Annotated in this window: 21 protein-coding genes; 9 read left to right on the top strand and 12 right to left on the bottom strand. The window is 43.4% G+C overall.

Going from position 1 to position 21,089, the window contains the following annotated elements; translation table 11 throughout:
• Positions 1 to 48: 48 nt before the first annotated feature.
• Together mutL and miaA are read left to right on the top strand one after the other, a co-directional pair.
• Entirely contained in the window at positions 49 to 1,881 is a 1,833-nt protein-coding gene (mutL, locus tag CCS90_RS03300) for a DNA mismatch repair endonuclease MutL (protein ID WP_099018071.1), read from the top strand.
• Between the two features lie 9 nt (positions 1,882 to 1,890).
• A complete protein-coding gene (miaA, locus tag CCS90_RS03295; protein WP_099018070.1) occupies positions 1,891 to 2,847 on the top strand; it encodes a tRNA (adenosine(37)-N6)-dimethylallyltransferase MiaA in 957 nt (318 codons plus the stop codon).
• Between the two features lie 2 nt (positions 2,848 to 2,849).
• Here miaA and CCS90_RS03290 read toward each other — a convergent pair whose 3' ends face one another.
• Complete coding sequence (locus CCS90_RS03290; protein WP_099018069.1) at positions 2,850 to 3,251, bottom strand: hypothetical protein; 402 nt, start codon at positions 3,249 to 3,251, stop codon at positions 2,850 to 2,852.
• Positions 3,252 to 3,261: 10 nt separating this feature from the next.
• Positions 3,262 to 6,042: a hypothetical protein gene (locus tag CCS90_RS03285; RefSeq protein ID WP_099018068.1), complete on the bottom strand. Its 2,781-nt coding sequence runs from the start codon at positions 6,040 to 6,042 to the stop codon at positions 3,262 to 3,264.
• A 1,158-nt stretch (positions 6,043 to 7,200) separates the two neighbouring features.
• Here CCS90_RS03285 and dtd point away from each other — a divergent pair.
• On the top strand, positions 7,201 to 7,641 hold the full coding sequence (gene dtd, locus CCS90_RS03275) for a D-aminoacyl-tRNA deacylase (RefSeq protein ID WP_099018066.1): 441 nt from the start codon (positions 7,201 to 7,203) through the stop codon (positions 7,639 to 7,641).
• Positions 7,638 to 8,141 carry a hypothetical protein gene (locus CCS90_RS03270; RefSeq protein WP_099018065.1) on the top strand — a complete coding sequence of 168 codons (504 nt, stop codon included), beginning with the start codon at positions 7,638 to 7,640 and terminating at the stop codon, positions 8,139 to 8,141. The genes dtd and CCS90_RS03270 overlap by 4 nt, the downstream gene beginning before the upstream one ends.
• 159 nt (positions 8,142 to 8,300) lie before the next feature.
• On the opposite strand, the gene CCS90_RS03265 is transcribed toward CCS90_RS03270, so the two are convergent.
• Positions 8,301 to 10,958, bottom strand: coding sequence for an alpha/beta hydrolase family protein (locus CCS90_RS03265; RefSeq protein WP_099018064.1), 2,658 nt, complete (start codon positions 10,956 to 10,958; stop codon positions 8,301 to 8,303).
• 194 nt (positions 10,959 to 11,152) lie between these two features.
• On the opposite strand from CCS90_RS03265, the gene CCS90_RS03260 reads away from it, so the two are divergent.
• Positions 11,153 to 11,896, top strand: coding sequence for a choice-of-anchor J domain-containing protein (locus CCS90_RS03260; protein WP_099018063.1), 744 nt, complete (start codon positions 11,153 to 11,155; stop codon positions 11,894 to 11,896).
• Between the two features lie 41 nt (positions 11,897 to 11,937).
• On the opposite strand, the gene CCS90_RS03255 is transcribed toward CCS90_RS03260, so the two are convergent.
• The 4 genes from CCS90_RS03255 to CCS90_RS03240 form a co-directional block, all read right to left on the bottom strand.
• Entirely contained in the window at positions 11,938 to 12,816 is an 879-nt protein-coding gene (locus tag CCS90_RS03255; protein WP_099018062.1) for a winged helix-turn-helix domain-containing protein, read from the bottom strand.
• An 86-nt stretch (positions 12,817 to 12,902) separates the two neighbouring features.
• The gene (locus tag CCS90_RS03250; protein ID WP_246026980.1) at positions 12,903 to 13,568 is read right to left on the bottom strand and encodes a class I SAM-dependent methyltransferase; all 666 of its coding nucleotides are present in this window, start codon (positions 13,566 to 13,568) and stop codon (positions 12,903 to 12,905) included.
• A gap of 101 nt (positions 13,569 to 13,669) precedes the next feature.
• On the bottom strand, positions 13,670 to 14,068 hold the full coding sequence (locus CCS90_RS03245) for a hypothetical protein (protein WP_099018061.1): 399 nt from the start codon (positions 14,066 to 14,068) through the stop codon (positions 13,670 to 13,672).
• A gap of 85 nt (positions 14,069 to 14,153) precedes the next feature.
• Positions 14,154 to 14,594 carry a DUF4442 domain-containing protein gene (locus tag CCS90_RS03240; protein WP_246026981.1) on the bottom strand — a complete coding sequence of 147 codons (441 nt, stop codon included), beginning with the start codon at positions 14,592 to 14,594 and terminating at the stop codon, positions 14,154 to 14,156.
• A gap of 197 nt (positions 14,595 to 14,791) precedes the next feature.
• Between CCS90_RS03240 and CCS90_RS03235 the strand changes: the two genes are divergently transcribed.
• Both CCS90_RS03235 and CCS90_RS03230 read left to right on the top strand, forming a co-directional pair.
• On the top strand, positions 14,792 to 15,271 hold the full coding sequence (locus tag CCS90_RS03235; RefSeq protein WP_099018060.1) for a GNAT family N-acetyltransferase: 480 nt from the start codon (positions 14,792 to 14,794) through the stop codon (positions 15,269 to 15,271).
• Positions 15,264 to 16,583, top strand: a complete 1,320-nt coding sequence (locus CCS90_RS03230; protein ID WP_218961646.1) for a DUF1329 domain-containing protein — start codon at positions 15,264 to 15,266, stop codon at positions 16,581 to 16,583. Before CCS90_RS03235 ends, CCS90_RS03230 begins: the two co-directional genes overlap by 8 nt.
• 34 nt (positions 16,584 to 16,617) lie before the next feature.
• Here the strand turns inward: CCS90_RS03230 and CCS90_RS03225 are convergent, their stop codons facing one another.
• Positions 16,618 to 17,352, bottom strand: coding sequence for a lipase family alpha/beta hydrolase (locus tag CCS90_RS03225; protein WP_099018059.1), 735 nt, complete (start codon positions 17,350 to 17,352; stop codon positions 16,618 to 16,620).
• 87 nt (positions 17,353 to 17,439) lie between these two features.
• Here CCS90_RS03225 and CCS90_RS03220 point away from each other — a divergent pair, with 87 nt between their 5' ends.
• The gene (locus CCS90_RS03220; protein ID WP_099018058.1) at positions 17,440 to 17,898 is read left to right on the top strand and encodes a MarR family winged helix-turn-helix transcriptional regulator; all 459 of its coding nucleotides are present in this window, start codon (positions 17,440 to 17,442) and stop codon (positions 17,896 to 17,898) included.
• A 5-nt stretch (positions 17,899 to 17,903) separates the two neighbouring features.
• On the opposite strand, the gene CCS90_RS03215 is transcribed toward CCS90_RS03220, so the two are convergent.
• From CCS90_RS03215 to CCS90_RS03200, 4 genes are read right to left on the bottom strand one after another with little or no spacing between them, the layout of a single operon-like run.
• Positions 17,904 to 18,848, bottom strand: coding sequence for an NAD(P)-dependent alcohol dehydrogenase (locus tag CCS90_RS03215; RefSeq protein WP_099018057.1), 945 nt, complete (start codon positions 18,846 to 18,848; stop codon positions 17,904 to 17,906).
• Complete coding sequence (locus tag CCS90_RS03210) at positions 18,845 to 19,072, bottom strand: helix-turn-helix transcriptional regulator (RefSeq protein ID WP_099018056.1); 228 nt, start codon at positions 19,070 to 19,072, stop codon at positions 18,845 to 18,847. Before CCS90_RS03210 ends, CCS90_RS03215 begins: the two co-directional genes overlap by 4 nt.
• Positions 19,072 to 19,548, bottom strand: a complete 477-nt coding sequence (locus tag CCS90_RS03205; RefSeq protein WP_099018055.1) for a hypothetical protein — start codon at positions 19,546 to 19,548, stop codon at positions 19,072 to 19,074. Before CCS90_RS03205 ends, CCS90_RS03210 begins: the two co-directional genes overlap by 1 nt.
• A 22-nt stretch (positions 19,549 to 19,570) precedes the next feature.
• Positions 19,571 to 20,044, bottom strand: coding sequence for a hypothetical protein (locus CCS90_RS03200; RefSeq protein WP_099018054.1), 474 nt, complete (start codon positions 20,042 to 20,044; stop codon positions 19,571 to 19,573).
• Between the two features lie 285 nt (positions 20,045 to 20,329).
• Here CCS90_RS03200 and CCS90_RS03195 point away from each other — a divergent pair, with 285 nt between their 5' ends.
• The gene (locus CCS90_RS03195) at positions 20,330 to 21,016 is read left to right on the top strand and encodes a cupin domain-containing protein (RefSeq protein WP_099018053.1); all 687 of its coding nucleotides are present in this window, start codon (positions 20,330 to 20,332) and stop codon (positions 21,014 to 21,016) included.
• The last annotated feature ends 73 nt before the right edge of the window (positions 21,017 to 21,089 follow it).

The raw sequence follows: 21,089 nt of genomic DNA, 5'->3' as shown, positions 1-21,089 counted from the left end.
GACCAGGAATGAATCATTTCTGTGCATTCTCATGTTAAAATTTATCACATGAGTATCAGAAAACTTCCCAATCAATTGATCGACCAAATTGCCGCAGGCGAAGTGGTTGAAAGGCCCGCTTCGGTGGTTAAGGAGCTGGTAGAAAATGCCCTGGATGCAGGCGCCACTGTGATTGACATCGATGTGCAAACCGGTGGTAAAAAGCGCATTAAAATCACCGACAATGGCCAAGGCATCACTCAACAAGATTTATCCATGGCCCTGCAACGCCATGCGACCAGCAAAATACAGTCATTGGATGATTTAGAGTCCCTGTTATCAATGGGTTTTCGGGGCGAAGCCTTACCGAGTATCGCCTCGGTCAGCCGTTTTGAATTGATTTCACGACACCAAGACGCCGAGATGGCTTATCAAATCAATGCCCATGGCGGCGAAATTGAAGGCCCAATGCCTGCAGCCCATCCGATTGGCACCACCATCATTGTCTCAGATCTGTTTTTCAACACGCCCGCCCGCCGGCGTTTTATGAAAACCGATCAAACCGAATACCTGCGCATCGATGAATTGATCAAGCGCGTTTCATTGTCTCGCTTTGATGTCACTTTCAGACTCAGTCACAACGGTAAAATGATCCGCAATGCCCAGGGCTGTCATTCGGGTGGTGATTCAGACATCCTCAAACACCAACGCATCAATCAACTGTGTGGCAAAGACTTTATTGAAAACGCCATATACATGGAACAAGAACGAGGTAAATTGAAAATGTCAGGCTGGGTGGCCAAACCCTCTTGGAACCGAGCGCAACCTGATCGCCAATTTTTTTACATCAACAACCGCATGATCAAAGACAAATTGGTGGGCCATGCCATCAGACAAGCCTATCAAGATGTGTTGTTTCATGGTCGCTTTCCGGCTTTTGTGTTGTATTTGGACATTGACCCGGAATTGGTCGATGTCAATGTTCACCCAACCAAACACGAAGTGCGTTTTCGCGATTCTAAATTAGTCCATGACTTTATTTTTGGTTCCATTCATCAATCGCTGGCTCATACACGTGTCGGAGAAATGTCAGCAACGGTAACCGAACCTTTGCCTGATTATTCGCAAATGCAACACCGCATGAATTTATCTGGTGGCGGTTCAGGTGGCCATTTTCAGTCTTCGGTACCATCCCAAGGGGTGAACGAAGCCAGTTTTGATTACTTAAGTCAATCAGCCCAAGCCAGCCAAAACCTGCCCAGCTATCCAGCAGGTGATTACAACAACCTGCCGACCTCAGAACATGATCAGCAAGACATCCCTCCATTGGGATATGCCAAAGCACAAATCCATGGCGTGTTTATCATTGCTGAAAATCAACATGGTCTGATCATTGTTGACATGCATGCCGCTCATGAACGCATCACTTATGAACGCATGAAAGAAAAGTTTGCAGAGGACGCTTTGCGTAACCAAAAATTATTGGTGCCGATTCAAGTCAATGTCTCCAGCCGAGAAGTCAATGCAGTAGAAACCCACCGAAATTGGTTTGATCAACTGGGTTTTGAAATAACCATCACCGGCGAGGAGAGTTTGGTGATTCGCAAGATACCAGCGATGTTGGCCAATGCCGATGTGGAAAATCTGATCAAAGATGTGTTGTCTGAAATCGTGGCCTTGGGTTCCAGTCAGAAAATCGAAGCGCAAATCAATGAAATCATGTCCACCATGGCTTGTCATGGTTCGGTTCGAGCCAACCGCCAATTATCAATCATGGAAATGAATGCCTTGTTGCGTGACATGGAAAATACCTTGCGTTCGGACCAATGTAACCACGGAAGACCGACTTGGACGCAGTTAGACATGAAACAATTGGACAAATTATTCCTGCGTGGTCAATAATCTTCGCTCATGGGTGATGTGACCGAAAATTCAAACTTACCAAAGGCCGTTTTCTTGATGGGCCCCACTGCCGCGGGCAAAACCGATGCGGCGATTTTATTGCACCAGGAATATCAAGGCGACATCATTTCAGTCGACTCGGCATTGGTTTACAAAGGCATGGACATTGGTACCGCCAAACCCGATGCCGAAACACGCAAACAAGCACCCCATGCATTGGTCGATGTGTGTGAAACCTGGGAACCCTATTCAGCGGCAAATTTTTGTCATGATGCCATCAATCTGATGCAACAAAGTGTCGATAATCAGCGCATTCCTTTATTGGCTGGTGGTACCATGATGTATTACAACGCCCTACAAAATGGCCTATCGCAATTGCCAGAAGCCGACCCCAAGACCAGGGAACAAATCCAATCCATGGCCGATAACCTGGGCTGGGAACATGTTCATGAACAATTGGCTGCAGTCGATCCTGAAAGTGCCGCCCGCATCCACCCCAATGACCCTCAGCGGATCAACCGCGCCTATGAAGTGTATTTATTGACCGGACAAACCATGAGTACCTGGTATGAATTGGACCAAGGACAAAAACTGAAATACAACAGCCTAAAAATCATCATCTCACCTGAAGATCGCAGCATTTTGCATGAGCGCATCGCCATGCGTTTTAAGCTGATGCTCAAACAAGGCTTCCTCGATGAAATGCGAACCTTGATGGCACATCCCAGAAACCACGATGAACTGCCTTCCATGCGTTCGGTGGGTTATCGCCAGGCTTGGGAGCACTTGGAAGGCAAAACCAGCAAAGAGGACTTCATATTCAAAGGCATCGTCGCCACCCGACAATTGGCCAAACGCCAACTGACTTGGTTGCGCAAAGAGGAAAATGCCATTTGGCTGGACCCAATGAAACCAGATTACCTGTCTGTGTTAAAACAACATGTAGATGAATTTCTGCACAATTGAACTCATTGCCAGACCCCTTCATCCCAGTTCATCACATCCCATTCGGATTCTAAGGTGCCACAAGTGACTTGCAAGGCATCATCACCGGTTGTGGTCATGGTGCCAGAGGCGTTGGTCAGGTTGCAATGCTGTTGGGCGGGCATCTGTTCGATGGTGACTTGCCAAGCATCACCTGAGGTGACATAGCTTTTGAAGATGAATCCGCCTGATTGGGTCAGGGTCATGGTTTCATTCACGCCTGTGGCTGACAGTCTTAATTGGATTGGATCTGCACCCAAACCCAAGACTTGACCAGAAACCAGGCCATTGGGATCAAAGCCCGATTTAAAGATCAGGTCAGTGGCTAAAGTTTGGGCAGTGGTGGCCAAGAAGGCGGCCACTGCCATGATTTTGTATCGACTCATGGGTCTGTCCTCAAAAGTCTTCCGTTAAAGAACCTGCAACCCAATCGTCATCACCGTTGGCGGTTCTGCCGTTGCCACCGCTGACCGTGCTGTAAGCACCAAAGGCCAGATTGCCTTGGCCACCGGTTACACTGCTTCTGGAGCCTGTTGCGGTGTTGCTGTAACCACCTGTCACGCTGTTGATGCTGCCATTGGCGATGTTGTAGCTGCCGCCGGACACAGTGGACACATTCCCTGCGGCCAGGTTTCTCCAACCACCCAAAACACTGGAAAATCGATCATTGGATATATTAGCCAAGCCTGCCACAATCGAACCATGACTGGTGTAAGAATGGTCATCACCTATGATCAAGTTGTGCGAGCCTGTGGTGACATTTTGGTCCCAAACTCCGCCATTGGTGGTGCAGTCGTTTTGATTGTAGTAGTCGTTGTCCGAGCAGAAAAAGATGGCGTTACCAGTAACTTCATTGTAACCAATTTGTAAATTCCCCAGTCCATTGGTGACGCCTTGGGTGGTACCAGAACCGTCGTTGACCTGAACATTGATGCCGGTGAATTCTGCGGTGTCGTAACCGTTGATGTTGGAAAGGGTGAGGAAGCCATCTAATGACAGAACAGAGTTGTTTTGAACAGCGGTTAGGCTATTACTGACATTGGTGATGTTGGTTTGATTGGTGTTGACAGATGTGTTCAGTGTTGAAAAATCGTTGTTTAGTCCTGAAACATCAGAATTCAGTAGAATGACATCATCTTCTACTGCAATTAAATCGTCTTGCACTTGACTCATTTCGTTGACTAAAGCATTGACAGTAGGTTGAATGTTGGTTGACAAGTTTCCTCCAGTCCAACCCAAGTTTGAGCTAATGGTTCTTTGCCAACCACCGCTTACACTCCCGCTTGATCCTGTTACTGTGTTTTGGAATCCACCACTGATGCTGCTAGAGTTTGCATCAGAAACATTCTGATGCCCACCACTGACACTGCTGTAAAAAGAACTTGCAGTATTTTCTTGACCGCCACTAACACTGCTACCTTCTTCACTGGCGATATTCAGTCGGCCACCACTGACACTGCTGTAATCGCCGCTGGCAAGATTATCACGGCCACCGCTGATACTACTGGAATATCCACTCACAACATTTGAATGCCCCCCACTGATACTGCTGAAGTCTCCTGTTGCATTATGGTTGTATCCACCATCAATTGAGCTGTATGAACCACCTGCTACATTTTCCCTGCCACCCAAAACATTGGCTTGATTTGCATTAATGACATTACTGTATCCAGAGACTATGCCAGAATAACTGGTATATGAATGGTTGTCTCCTATCACCAGATTATGCGAACCGGTGGTTATATTTTTCTGCCAGGTACCATTGTTGTTGATGCAATCATTTTCTTCAATGAATTCAGAAATACTGCAAAAATATTTCCCAGTACCCCAATCACGATTGTAACCAATCATCAAATTTCCTAAACCATTTACTGAAGCGTGAGTTGCGCCTGATCCGCTGTTTACTTGTACATTAATTCCAGAGAATACAGCCGTATCATAGCCATTGTTTGTTATAAGGCTTAAATAACCATCCAGGCTCAAAACCGAATTGTTTTGAAGTGAATTAATGTCATTTGTATTTGAAGTTACCGCTGCGTTTGTCGAATTAACATCATTGGTAAGGACATTAATGCTTTGATTAATAGAATTAAACTGCTGGCTGTTCGAGTCAACAACATTCTGAATATCAACAGCCAAATCACCTGCGCGCCATTGATGGTTGACTGATGCCACAAGCTGATTTCCCCCACTGACACTGGCATGATCACCGCTGGCTTCATTATTCTGTCCGCCGCTGACGCTAGAATAGCTTCCTGTGGCTTGATTATATTGCCCTCCAGATACAACGCTATAATAGTCATTGGTTGAGTTGTAATTGCCACCTGTGATGCTGCTGCCGTAACCTGATGCAATATTGCCTAAGCCACCCACCAAAGAAGTCAGTTCTTCCTCAGCATGATTGTCTGCGCCTCCCATGATGCTGCTGTAATCGGCATTGATTGAATGACTGGAGCCCCCTAATATGATTCCTCTGATGCCATTGCTGGTACTGTATCCACTGCTCAATAACGTTGTATTCTCGTTGTTACTGACATTACTGTGGCCAGAGATCAGTGATGAAAATGAAGTGAAAGAATGCGCCCTTCCTAAAATTAAATTATGAGATCCATTTGTTACGTTCTCTTGCCAAGTACCACCAGAATTGTTGCAGTCTGTTTCATTGCTGTATTGAGGTAAGCTGCAAAACAAAGTGCCTGGAGAAGTGAACTCGTTGTAACCAATGATGACATTGCCCAAGCCGTTGACCACCCCATCAGTGTCTCCTGATCCATCGTTAATCTGAACATTAACACCGGTAAATTCCGCCGTATCATAGCCATTGAATGTGGTCAAACTTAAATATCCGTCCAAACCCAAAACACTGTTGGATTCCACCGCTGCCAAGTCCGACTGTAATTGACTGATCAGGTTTTGTTGGTTGGTGATGGTGGTTTGTTGTGAGGCCACCGTGTTTTCTAAGTTAGTGATGCTGCTTTGCATGGTGGTCAACAAAGCCTCTACAGAAGCCAAACGACTGTCATTGTCATCCACAGCGGATTTTGTGGCGTTGAAGTTGGCATTGACTTCAGATGCTCGGGCTGGTGTGTTCGGTGTGAAGGTATTCGGTATATTTAAAGTGCTGGCTTGTGCCAGTCCGGTGATGGCGCACAGGCACAAGGTGATGAATGGTTTCATGGTCTCCCCCAATGATTAATAGATTCAGTTATGTCGTGTGATATCAGATTGGACAGCAGCATTGTGATTAAAGCTGGTTCAATAAGCGTTGCTCAGCAAACAACCATCTCACCCTTGGCTTAATGATGGTTACACACGTTTGTTATATTTTAGCATAATTATTTTGACCGCTTGTTGAACCGTTCCGAATAAAATATCAGTCATTCTGAGCGGAACGAAGTGCAGTCGAAGAATCTCCTACAGACCACGCATCCTCAATTAATACACCAATCCAGCTTCATGAAATCCTTCGGTTCCGCTGCGCTGCACTCAGGATGACAGCATACTGATTAAAAAAACAGTCATTCTGAGCGGAACGAAGTGCAGTCGAAGAATCTCCTACAGACCATGCATCCTCAATTAATACAGCAAACCAGCTTCATGAGATCCTTCGGTTTCGCTGCGCTGCACTCAGGATGACAGCATTCTGATTAAAAAAACAGTCATTCTGAGCGGAACGAAGTGCAGTCGAAGAATCTCCTTCAGACCACGCACACTCAAGCAAAAAACCAATCCAGCTTCATGAGATCCTTCGGTTCCGCTGCGCTGCACTCAGGATGAACCGTTCCGATTAAAATATCAGTCATTTTGAGCGGAACGAAGTGCAGTCGAAGAATTTCCTTAAGATCACGCACCCTCAAGCAAAAAACCAATCCAGCTTCATTAGATCCTTCGGTTTCGCTGCGCTGCACTCAGGATGAGAGCATTCTGATTAAAAAACAGTCATTCTGAACGGAACGAAGTGCAGTCGAAGAATCTCCTTCAGATCACGCACCCTCAAGCAAAACACCAATCCAGCTTCATGAGATCCTTCGGTTTCGCTGCGCTGCACTCAGGATGACAGCATTCTGATTAAAAAAACAGTCATTCTGAGCGGAACGAAGTGCAGTCGAAGAATCTCCTACAGACCACGCACACTCAAGCAAAACACCAATCCAGCCTCATGAGATCCTTCGGTTTCGCTGCGCTGCGCTGCGCTCAGGATGACACCATTTCGATTAAAAGTGCTATTGAATCACCTAACTTTCAGCTGCGCGCTGAATAACCCATGCCATTAAATCTAACATCAGTTCTGGATGATTTTCACTTTTATTGGCAATTCTGCTAACATCAACAGCCATGAAAATATTAATCCAAAAGGTCAAACAAGCGCAGGTCGATGTGGCTGGAAAAACCGTGGGAAAAATCCAACAAGGCATCCTGGCTTTGGTCGGAGTGGAACGTGAGGACAGCACTGAAAAAGCAGAACAGTTACTCAATAAACTCTGTCGTTACCGCATTTTTCCTGACGAGGCCGGTAAAATGAATTTATCACTGAATGACATCCAAGGTGAATTGTTGTTGGTGTCCCAATTTACCTTGGTCGCCGACACCAAAAAAGGCAACCGCCCGGGTTTTTCGCGTGGTGCCACACCTGAACACGGCGAACTTATTTTTAATCAATTGGTCAAACTGGCCAATAACACAGGTCTAAAGATTCAAACCGGACAATTCGGCGCTGACATGCAAGTCAGCTTAATCAACGACGGCCCTGTGACTTTTTGGCTGGAGACCCCATGAAAAAAACCCTTTTGATCATTGCCTTATCTGGCATCGCCATGAGTCAAATGGCTTCATCATGTACACCTGAACCCGAAATATCCAAACCACCCCGTTTGGTCAATGGTGAATGGATTCAAGAGGCCAAACCCAGTGCCAAAGAACTGGCACAAGTTGACTTTGATCAACTCAAAAAGATGAATTTCACCTATGTATTCTCTGGTATTTACCGCAAAGAAGCCAGCTTTAATAACAAGCCAATGACTTACATCCAAACCAAGAAAATATGGCAAGGCAAAGTCACTGAAACTGTTGATATAGACCTAGGCAAACCACCCACTGACAATAAATGTAGCCCAATGAAATTGGATGAAGAATACATTTTCTTTGCCAAATTAGGCGGTAGAAACAACCCGATTCACCTCAAGTCCTTTCGAAAAGCCACCCCAACGCTTAAAGCACTGCTCGGCAAGCCCACCAAGCAATGGTTACGAGGTCGCTTAATACACAGTAAAAAATAAATAGCCAACGCATCCCAATGTTTTTAAATATACTGATTGTCTTTGATACTCTTAGACACCTATTTAAAACAATAACAACGGTTTAATCATGATGGGGTCTGAAGACTAATCAGACCCCATGTTTTCGTGGCTATATCGGACATTCACAATCAAGCCCAATCAGTCCAATATATAGTCTATTACATCATCCTCTTGGATTAATTCCTGGTCATCATCTGGGCTATACTTGATTGGTAGGTCAAGGTGTTTGATGATAAATTTCAAACTCTCAGCCACATAAAAAATGTTGGAGTTCAAATATTTCATGGAATGACCTTCATCCATCAAAAGGGTTAAATCTGCATTCATTTTCAAAATGGTGAACATTTGCTGCATCCTGAAAGAATGCTCTAAAGTCACCCTCTCATCATTCACGCCGTGAAACAATTTGATCGGTTTGGTGATTTTTTCAGCCAGGTAAAATGGTGATTTTTGTATCAGTCGATCCAAATCAGTTTTTGGATCTCCAACAATTTCCGCCAATCGTGCATAAAATTCATCGTCTTTAAACATGGAGTCATTGGCAAACAACAAGGGCAAATCCATCACACCATGTAACGACACAGCGCATTGGTAAACATCGGGATACAAAACAGTTAACATAACCGCTGAGTAACCACCATAACTGCCACCCATTGCACATACTTTATTGAGGTTAAGGTCATGGGTTTTGGCAGCGTGCAATACCATACTATGAATGTCTGACTCAATTTTTTCCCCCCACTGTTGATTACCCATTTCTTTGAATTGCTTACCATATCCTGAAGAGCCTCGATAATTAACTTTCAATGTGGCAATTCCTTTTGAAGCAAAAAAATGTTGCATCTCATCATTGTTGGCAGTGTCTCTCACACCAATCGGACCACCATGTGGAATCACCACCAACGGTGGCTTATCATCACCTCGCAAAGAAGGAACCACCAAATAACCCTCAATATCAACCCCGTCTTCAGCCGTGATTTTTAAACTGAAGTTATCACCTTTTGGCAGCTTTTCATACACTGGACTTTCGTCTAATAGCTTGATGATTTGTCCGTTGTTTTGCTGGAACAAATACCAAGCCCCTTTGGAGAATTGAGTGGTGCCATAAATCAACATCAACCCCGCATCTGCTAAGTGTTGTCTGACATACAATTGTATCTGTGGATTTTTGGCACGCAGTGCTTTGATGCGATCATTTTTTTCATTAAAAAACTTACGCTTGGACAAGCCATTTTCCATGTAGGTATAACCAATGATTTGGTGGGTGGTCGGGTCTTCAATCAAGCCATTGATCTCCACTTCAGAGTCTTCATAAAAAGGGCCAATGTATGAGTAATCTTTTACACTGTATTTATGCACCGATTTTTTATCACCATATTGATCGCTGAATGCGTAAAAAAACGTCTCATCTTCCGACAATTTAACTGGTAATGGAATTTCGTCATCCGCGTAACTGGTTTTAATTTTAACCCAATCATCAGTGCCTTTTTGGGTCAAAAACCAGTGATGAAACAATACCTGTTCTGCTTTTTCATCATACTCAACTTCAATAGCAGACCTGACCACACCACTGGCATCGGTCAGCCAATCAATCACACGATCAAATCTTTTGGTCTTGCCTAATTTCTTCTTGAATGATTTTTTTACTGTTTTGCTGGTGCTGGTATCAACCAAGTAAACCCCATTGATGCTTTTACCTCCAACATCACTCATTTTATGATTAGCAAAAACCATGTGGTTATCCTGCGCTACCAAAGGACTCAACACCGATCCTGCCATGGGTAACTCAACTGAATGTGCGCGGGTTAACTCATTGTTATCATTAGTCTCTAAATGCAAGACTTGACTGAATGAGTACTTTTCATAATCAATATCAAATAAGAATGAATCATTGTCTATCCATTGCAAGTGACGGATCCTCGCCCTTGCCGGTAGATTTTCTTTGAATACCACATAAGATTTGAGTGTTTTGATATTTACCACCTCGATCATGGTTTCTTTGTGCTGTTTTGAACTCAATAAAATCCACTCGCCTTGCGGATTGATCTCACCCGATATCTGATCGTCGCTGTCTAGATAATCTGACAACAAGGGAAATTGTTTTTTCTGTAGTTCAACCCCGTCATCAATGTCAAAATATTTGACGGGTAAGTTGCTTTTATCTGTGTTTTGATAATCTATTTTTTGACGTGCTTTGAAGTCATATTTATCAATCAAAGCTTCCAAATAAGTATTGTAATAATCTTCGGTGTGGCCCACATACTCAAAAGGCGTCTGCCCAGTGTATTGACTGTAGGTTTGTTTGAAATAAGGCCATTCTATGGTTGCTTTGTTGGTCGCTTTTATAGATAAATAGCCCTGAAGCAAGCCTGTTAATTTAAAATTTGATTGCCAAGTTCCCGGATAATTAACCACGCCTGGCTTGACCTCGAAATAATAATCATCTTCATCAAAGTGGAACCAATTCAAGCCAAATAACAAATAGCCTCTGATTGATTTCCAGTAATAAATTCCTGCTTCAAGTTGAATCAAAGCATGATTTTCCCCTGCCGCCATATCAGTGAATCTGAGTCTTTTTCCTGAGCCCACCCTATCCAAAACAACAGTCGTAAAATGATTTTCACTGTCCACAGATAAATACAAGTACCCCTCATCAGCGGCCAATGCTTTTTCATCCCCATGCAAAACAATCAATTCTTTTTCATTGAACTTCAATGCTGCTAAAGGGAAGCTGTAAAACGCAATGAAAACCCAAGCAAAGTGGGTCAGAATGGTGCGATTAAATTTGTTTTTCATGCTTTGACATCCATGTGTTTTGAATACAGTGCAATGAATTTTAGCAAAATCAGTCTAAAATTGAAATTCAACACATTCACTTATTTTCAACCTTTCAATCAGGTTTTGGCAGAACTATTCAGATTTATTCAGTAACCCTTTTGCGCTGGTTTCAATATGCTGTGAATGGTTAACAACCAGCATATGGAGCACACATGAAATCATCGATATATTTAACTATTTTACTTTTACTGCTGTCAGCACCACTGTCGGCGGGCAGCTATTCAGAAGGCTTTGAGGCGGTCAATCAATTACCGGGAGATGGCTGGGTTTTTGATAACCAATCTGACTTCATCGGCGACTTGTCTTGGGGACAGGGCTTTGCTTCGGTTTTTCCAGCCCAGGCAGGTTCAGACAATTCCTACATACTCGGCGGTGTTGGCCAAACTGGCGGTAACATTTTATGTGACTGGTTGATTTTGCCAGACATTGGCATGGTAGAACAATTGAATTTTTTTACCCGAACAGTTCCTAATTCTCCTTCAGCAGACAATTTACTGGTGGCTTACAGTCCATCCGGCGGGATTAACACCGGTCCATGTGTTGGCGGACAACCGGCATTCAATGGAACCGCAGGCAGTGACTTTGGAGATTTTCAAATTTTGTTATCGATCAATCCCAATTTAACGGCTGGGACTTATCCCGAACAATGGACAGAATTCAATGTCCCAGTCAATGGTGCGGGTCGGCTGGCTTTGATTTATTTTGTCGAAAATGTGGGTCAATCACCATTCAATGGTAACCTGATTGGTATCGACAGCATCAGTGTAGGGCCCATCACACCAATCAACCAAGGAACGCCCACCTCTGTTCCAGGCTTAAATACAATCGGTGTTATTTTGCTGATGGTGGTGATGCTTCTGTTGTTGGCCGTGACGCCATTCAAATCGAACAATTAAGTATCAGTTGATAGCAGGCTTGTCACTGTAGAAACAAGCCTCTATTGATGCTGATTGATCCATGCTGCTAATTGAGCATCAAACTCTGATGGGTATTTTGCCCCATCTTCAACCCCGACATACAACAAGCACATTTTTTCCGAACCTTTGAACACACGGTGGTATTTATTCAACCAAATGGTTAAGTGGGTGATTAACTCTTGAGCCATAGGCAGCTCAAGAGACAGCTCAGGATGGTTGTTCAACAATGATAAGGCCGCTTGATTTTTTTCATACAAAGGCCCTTCTGTGTAAGCACGAGTTTGCTGACAAAGAAATCGCTCTTGTGCATTCATTTGATCATACAATTGATAAAATCTTTTTTCCCATGAATCTTCAGGGTTCAATTCGAACCGTTGGCTCAACAATTCACCCAGCTCATTCCTGACATTCACCTGGCTGATAAAAGCTTGTTTAGTCACTGCGAGGTTTTGTTGTAAGCGCTTCATTTTGCCAAATAATAGGGTGGCTTTTTGGTAATCATGGCTGAACCAAATCAAAGGTATCAACAGCAACAATGGCAAGTATTTCAACTTCGATGTCTTTTTGTTTTTCTGCGTAAATTCAATTGATTGCACAGAATCCATGCTGTCATCAGCAATGATTCTATACCCTTCGCCAAACACCGACTCAATTTCAATGCCATCCTTATTCAAGGTTTTACGAAGCGTCCCAATGGTTTTATACAAAGAATTTTCTGTAACCACGCGTCCTTGCCACACTTGAGCGAAGATGGTTTCTTTGGAAATGGTTTGTGGTGAATTTTCAAGTAATAACACAAACAGCTGACTGGCTTTGTCTCCCCATTTAAGCAGTTGATCCGATCGGGACACCCGGTAGGTCTTTGTGTCTGCTTTATAAGGTCCCAAAGTCAATATCATGCTTTATTTGCTACCGATGAAAAGTCAAGATTATAGCGAGCCTTGAAATTCCAAACAAGCTGATGGCTCACAAAATCACACGCTGATTATGCTGGTTTTGCATAGCGCAGTATTTGGCCTGAGTAATTCTCTGACAAATAATTTTCTGCTTTGACATGGCTTTGCTTATGGGAATACCCCAAAAGGATCATGGCTTTGCTGAATTTTGCATGAAAACCTCGGCCTGGATCGACCAAGATGACCTCGCATTGGAGTTTGGCATGGCGATGAATGAATTGCGACAACAATTCAACATGTTCCTTTTCATACAATAAATCGCTGCCAATGATTAAATCAAATTGGCCCAAACCGGTGTTTTGATTGTCCCAGCTGGTTCTTAAATAAGGGATTTTCCTGCCTTCATTCAATGCCGCATTGCCAATCAAAAATTCACCCACTTCAGGATGGTAATCAGTGGCAGTAATGGCCGCACCTCTGGCATTGAGCAACAAACTCGATAATCCAATGCCACATCCCACCTCAAGTATTCGCTTTTTGCCGGTATCTAAATCATCCATCAAATGCGCCAGCACCTGGCTGGATTCCCAGACCACACCAAACAAAGGCCATTGGGCCGATGAAATACCCAATGAGGCTGCAACCCCTTCAGGGTCGGCAAATTCTTGATTGCTCCTGAGGGTTTTGAAGTGAATGTCAATGTGGGAAAACTCGAGGGTTTGAAATTTGATTCTGAAGTTTGGCATGTTATTCATCGCAAAGTATTAATAACTCGCAACAAGCCATCATCCTATCGAATCGCTACGTCATCTATTGATTATACATCAACAGCAGTCAATAGATGTTAATACAGCATTCAGAACAACAATGCCAACACCATGATCACAGCGATCACCGCCAACATCCATTTAATCACAGTTCCCCTGTCAGGAACGGTGGACTGATGCTTCTTTTCCTCCATAATCAAACGATTCATGATGGAATCCACATCACCTTGTCCAGGTTTCACCGCTTTGTCATAGGCCGGTGTTGCTGTGGCGGAAGGGGTGGGGTTGATCTGTTTTTCAGTGGTAAGGATGGAAAGACCCTGCTTCTCTACAGCTGGCTTATTGTCTACATATTCAACTTGCTTGATTTGTTCTAAAATGCCAATGAGTTCTTTTCGCTCTTGCCATGGCATGTCTTTAATGGCATTTTGATCCCCTGCTTCAAAAGTATGGGTTTTGCCGTTGATGGTGATTTCAATTTTACTCATAGTGATTAATTATATCTTTTTAATTCATGTCTTCACAACCATGGGAGTGGGCAACAGCCATAGACTGTTAAAATTGATACAACGATTAAACTGAGTTTTCACCAGGTATTGGCGGCTTCCTTTTGATATACAAAGTTTTAACTGCTTGAGCCACCAATTCATTTTTTTGATTGAAAATTTCAACCTCAAAATTTGGCAGATACTTCTCACCATGTTGGGTTTCCTGTTGTATTTTAACTAACATTTCATCGGTAATTTTCATGGTGGACCTTACCGTACCGGTACCAGGTTTGATAAAATTGATTGAAGCGGCTTTATCCCAAACAATGTAGTCATTGCCCAATATTTTCATCAACATCAACATGTAGTGTGGATCAATCATGCTGTATAAAGAGCCGCCGAAATGAGTACCCACTGCATTGCGGTTATACCATTTCATCGACATAGCGACCCTGAGTTCGCGCCAGTCATCAGCCAGATATTCAATTTTTACGCCTGCACCTAAATAAGGTCCATACCAATTCATGATTCGTTTTAATTTTTGTGCTGAATGACTTGTCGAAAACTTGCGGAGCATGCCCATGATTGTTTGTACCTATTGTTTACAACATTTAAGTTGATTGTAAAAATCAGAATTGACTATTTTAAACAATAAAAGGACTGATATGATTTTGATGGTATGATTCATTGGTTATTTATTAGCAACTGTCACAATCGAATACTATGTCCGCAACACACATTCGCCCAGCCAGCATCGCAGACTTGCCAACTTTGCTGGAATTTGAGCAAAAAATCATCGCCACTGAACGACCGATGGACCCCACATTGATTCAGGACCAGCCCATCAGTTATTACCCCATTAAAGATTACATCCATGCCGAAGACACAGAAGTACTGGTGGCAGTAGATGACGCTCAAATAGTCGGCAGTGTGTATGGCCAAATCAGGCCCAGAAAAAATTTCTTCCAATCAACTCATTTGGGTTATATCGGTTTTATGTATGTAAAAAAATCTTACCGAGGCCAAGGCATCAGCAAGGCTCTGATTGAAGCCATCACTGCCTGGTTTCATCAGCACCATATCAAAGAAATTATCTTGCATGTCTATGCCAAAAATCCCAGAGCCATTCGTGCTTATGAAAAAGTGGGTTTTGCTCATCACCTGATAGAAATGCGCCTCAACAGAACCGAACACGATGAATAATATGACTGATTTTCGTCCCACCACCTTGCTAACATTCTTAATGTTTTTTGTCACCGGCGTTGAAGCCAAAGTTTCAACTGAACAAGCCGCACGATTGGGGCAGGACTTAACACCTTTTGGCGCCATCAAAAAAGGCGATGAACCCGCAGGAATTCCTGCTTGGCAGGATGTCAAAACCACAGACCCATCAGAACAGGTGTTGTTCACCATCACCCATGATAATTACTTACAACATGAAAAACACCTGACAGCGGGGCAAATCGCTTTATTCCAAACACACCCTGAAACTTTTAAGATGTCTATTTACCCCAGTCACCGCACTTTTGCGGCACCCGACTGGGTTTATAACAACAGCAAAAATAATGCCATTACGGCTGAGTTAAACCCACAAAAAACGGGTATTTTGAACGCAACTGGTGGCATTCCCTTTCCCATACCCCAATCAGCATTGGAAGTTTATTTCAATCATGTGGCTCGATGGCGTGGCGTTCAATTGATCAACCATGCCAGTGATGCCAATGTGGCTGAGGATGGTAGTTTTCAATTGTCCAGTCGCGAATCATTGATACGCTACGATTATTACCTCAATGACAACCCCAATCCGAATCGATTGTTTTCCGCGATTTCCAAAACCACGGCACCTGCCAGCCGCTCCGGCACTGGGGGGTTGGTGATTGAACCTTTGGATCAAATTGATGAACCACGTTCCGCATGGTTATGGGACAAAGGACGTCGTCGGGTAACCAGGGCACCTAATTTTGCTTACGATCAACCCATCAGTAGCGCCAATGCATTGCGCACAGCGGATGACACAGACATGGTCAATGGGGCACCTGATCGCTTTGAATGGCAATTACTTGAACCCAGAACGGTGTACATCCCATATAACAACAATCGACTGGCAGACACGGCTTTGCCATATACAGACATTTTAAAACCAGGCCACATCAATCCCGCTTTGACTCGATATGAAAAACACCGTGTATGGGTTATCCGAGGCACGGTAAAAAGTGAATGGCGTCACCTGTACAGCCGACGTGACTTTTACATTGATGAAGACTCATGGTCAATTGCCATCGCTGATCAATACGACAAACAAGGACAATTGTTCCGCGTCAGCATGGCCTATTTGCAACAAGACCCGAATATGCCTGGCACTTTTCCGGTAATCACCGTTTTTCACGACTTAAACAGCAGAAAATACCACGTCATGGGTTTACAAAATGAAGCGCCCAAAGGCAACATTTATGATGCCAAATTAGCCAATGACAATATATTCACTCCCAATGGTCTGAAGCGTTATGTGAAATAATGCAATCAAACCAGGTTCATAATATCTGCTAACATCATGTCATTGCTTTTGAGGTGTTATTAGATGCTGCCAAAGTTTCAGCTATGATTTGCCAAACCCTTGCATTGACCCCCATACCCAGATGCGAGCAACTGACTTCGATGTTACGTGCTTGTTCATTGTATCGATCTATGGCCGCGTTCCATCCGACCACACCATCTGATTTGCTGTAAATGACCGTGACTGGCTGGGTGATTCCTTGGGCATTGATCTCATGAATTTCAGTTTCATAGTGATCTAAATTCATGTCCATTGATTTGGCATATTTTTGGGCCAACACTGTATACTTAGGTCCACCCACCAATGGCGTTCCCATGGTGATGACTTCACTGACACACGCTGGGTGCAAGCGAGCGACTTCGCGAGCCAACACGCCACCCAAACTCCATCCAATTATGGTGACCGCTTGTTGACTATGATTTTCACTGATGGTTTTGATCGTGTTTGCCAACAAAGCAGTGTCGTGTTTCACATGTCCTCGATTGCGTCCATGACCCCAATCAAAAACCTGATAGTTGATTGACTGCAAAAATTTCTTCAAAGGTCGCATGGACCATTCATCGGCACCATAACCGGGCACCAACACCAAAATACGTCCATCACCCTGCGGTACGTCTGCAAGTTTACGGCGATTGCCATAAGCAAACAACCATTCAAGTGGCGCACGAATTTCTTTCAACGTATTGAATTTTGTGGGAGGCTTCAATGGACCAATTGATGGAGGGTACATGTCATTTATCTTCGGTGGCTAATATGAGTTTACTTTAAGCTTGTTTCATTATACAGTATATAGTTCATATGTGAACCTTGTGTGAAAATGAAAACCAACCAAACCATAAGACCCTGTGACATCAAAGGCCATAAATCATGGCTGTCAGTGGTAAAGTGTTACCTGAAGTGTCAAAAAGTCATGAATATCAAGTTGGCTAAACTTGGACTCACCACCGCTCAACACGAGTTATTAATGAACATTAATCACAAACCAGGCATGTCACAGCAAGAAATCAGTGACCGTTTACTGGTGGTTAAAAGCAACACCTCGGCCTTATTGAAAAAGTTACAACAAAGGGGTTTGATTGAACGGCGCAAAGACCAGCAGGATGCTCGGGTACATCACTTACATTTAACATCAGCTGGGGAACAATTACTCAATCAATCCATGTCAGTACAAATAGAAGTGGTTCAAGCCATGACAGCCGTGATGTCAGAGGATGAAATTCAAACCAATCTGGAAATCATGAACCGGGTATACCATTCTTTGGACCAATTACCATGAATCGATTAACCCTGCATATCCAACACCAGTTTACCGACCACTCGGCCTGTTTGACTCTGCTGGTGTGCTTGCACAATTTCTGCCATTGAATACACCTGTTGAACCATTGGTTTCAGTTGTTCGCTTTCCACCCATGCTTTTATTTGTTTTAAATCTTTGTTGTTGGGCTTAACCATGATGTGGTCCGGTCGTTTTACTTTGAAAGGTTTAATCAAACCACCCAAGGCACTGATTAAATCTGGCGTCGTTTTTACGTGGGTACCCGCTGATCTCAAAGTGGCTCGCACTTTAAAAAATGATTGATTGGAAACACAGTCAAAAAATACATCATAAGCATTGTTTGGTTTCAAAATGTCATCCTGATTGTAATCCAATACCACATCAGCTCCCAATGATTGAACCATGCTCATATTTTTACCACTACAAACGGCAGTGACATGACAATCTAAAGCTTTGGCCATTTGCACCGCCATCATCCCCACACCGCCTGAAGCACCATTGACCATCACACTTTGACCCCTTTTCAGACCCGCTTTTTTAACCAGAGCTTGGTAAGCAGTCAAAGCCACATTGGGTACAGCGGCGGCATGCAAAAAATCTATATTTTGAGGTTTGAGACTGATGTTTTGTTCTTTTGCGACCACCATCTGTGCGTATGATCCCCCTTTGAATGAATCAAATTTACCCCAGACCTCATCGCCTACCAGGTATTCGTTCACTTGTGAACCAACTGCTTGAATCACCCCAGCAAAATCCGAACCCAAAATCTCAGGTGGTTTGAAACCAGTTTTAATTTTCAAAGCACCACTGCGAATTTCCCAATCAACTGGATTCACCGATGCGGCATATACTTTAACCAGAACTTCATTTTTTCCGGCCAACGGAACCGGTCTATCAACAACCGACAAAACCTCAGCAGATCCATATTTCGGACACCCTATGATTTTCATTTTAGCAACCCTTTACTTGCTTCTGATAAACTGAATATCTCCTCAACCGGTGCTTTGAAATGCCTGGCAATTTTCAACGCAATCACGGTTGATGGTACATACCTTCCCACTTCAATGGTGCTGATGGTTTTTCTGGAAACGCCAATGGCATCAGCCAGCTCACTTTGACTCATGCGATGTTCGGCACGAAACACCCGAATGCGATTTTTCAATGGTGTAGGCATCAGTCACATTCCTCATCAGGATGTTGGTCATAGCCCTCTGCTGTCAAAAACAAATAGCTTAAGCTGTAAGACACCAACATCAGACCAAGTACAGCATAAAACACAAAGTCACCACTTAATTGTGTAGATAAGATATAAGTGCTGACCATTTTAATGGCAACCAAAGTCACCATACTAAAACCCCATGAAATACTGATGGCTTTATTTAACATTTCAGACGCATGACTTTGTGGTTCTTCAAGCAGTAATGTCTGGCTGCTGTTAACGCTTCCATGTTGTGATATTACGGCCAGAATCATCATTACTGACACCAGGATTATAAGCACTGAATTGATCATTGAGATGATTTCAGCGCTGTCTTTTGATACATGCAATGAAAGCAACAAATTAAGCACAACCACACCCACCATTAAGGCACTCCAGGCGATTCTTTTGTAGGCTTGTTCTGTCTTTTCAGCCCTATTTTTGTGGTTCATATTTCTTGTCTCCCTTGAAAAGTTAATTAATGGCAATGCTGTTGTCATCATTTTCACGCGTCAAAACGAGAAAAATAACACTGACTGAAAACAACATAATAAAGACCAATCCATTGAAATAAAATTCAATGGGTAAATCAATTCGAACAATCAATTGCTCTAACACTTTCAAAACCATCAAAACAGCAATGGTGATGATCCATGATTTGATGATTGCCTGATGAAAGGTCTCAGTAATGAAACTTTCAGGTTCTTGGTGTTTGAACTGACCACTTTTTAATTTATCCCAAAGTGCAGGACCCACTGCTCGAAAAATCCACAAAGCAGCCAACACACTGACACCGAAACCAAACCACTTAAGCACTTGGTTTTCACCTGCAGGCAGCAAATAGGTAAAAGCGTCTAAACCGTAACTAAGAGAAGCCAGTAATAAGCCAACCGCTATCCTGGTATTCATTAAATCCATCGCTTCCGCGCAATTTTGATTGTTACTCATTAAATATCTCCATCATTGATACAAAAATAAAAAGGTACCTAAACACCTCCAAATGACACCCTAGGGTTACATTAAGACACAAATACATCTCATATGTCAATATAATTTAATCATTGCAACTTAGGACTGATGTGATGCCTCAGGGTGCTGAAAGGTGCAGAGTCACGGTTTTTGAATTAAACTCAACTTGTCTTCGATGATTTAATACCGTCGATTTGGACAAGACATCACATTGATATAACCAATACACCAATAAAAAAAATTGGATTCACAAAGGACAACAACATGTCAAAGCATTTGAACATGGATTTCAGCCAAAAAGTCGTCATTCATACCGAAGAAATGGAATGGTCACCCAGTCCGTCACCCAAAGTATTCAGAAAACAACTGGCACGAGCCGAGGCAGAATCAGGGCATGCAACCAGCGTGGTTAAATATGCAGCTGGCGCGTCCTTTGATTCCCACCAACACCCAAAAGGTGAAGAAATATGGGTGCTGGACGGTGTGTTTTCTGATGAACATGGTGATTACCCAGCTGGAACATACCTCAGAAACCCGGCAGGTTCTTCACATGCACCCTTCAGTAAAAATGGATGCGCCTTGTTGGTTAAGTTGTGCCAATTCCAAAGCACTGACATGGCTGAAATTCGCATCGACACCAACACCGCTGAATGGCGTGCTGGTATCGGTGGATTGTCAGTGATGCCTTTACACCAACATCTGCATGAAAACACAGCTTTGGTTAAATGGCCCAAAGGAGAAATTTTTCAAGCCCATACACATTTCGGTGGTGAAGAAATTTTCGTACTGTCAGGCACTTTTAAAGACCAATATGGTATCTACCCCAAAGGCAGTTGGATCCGCAGCCCCCACCTCAGTGGCCATCACCCCTATGTGGATGAAGAAACCATTATTTGGGTCAAGACTGGGCATTTGCCACTGATTGATTCATATCAAGACGATCAAACTTAGGCCCCCTTGACTCAGGTGTTTAAAACTATCAGGGTCACCACATCAAAGGCTTGGCATGCCTGTAGGGCACCAC

Origin of the sequence: Marinicella litoralis, from assembly GCF_002591915.1 — a bacterium.
Lineage (GTDB): Bacteria > Pseudomonadota > Gammaproteobacteria > Xanthomonadales > Marinicellaceae > Marinicella > Marinicella litoralis.
The sequence above is the reverse complement of the archived record's forward strand: the minus strand, read 5'-3'. Positions and strand labels throughout refer to the sequence as shown.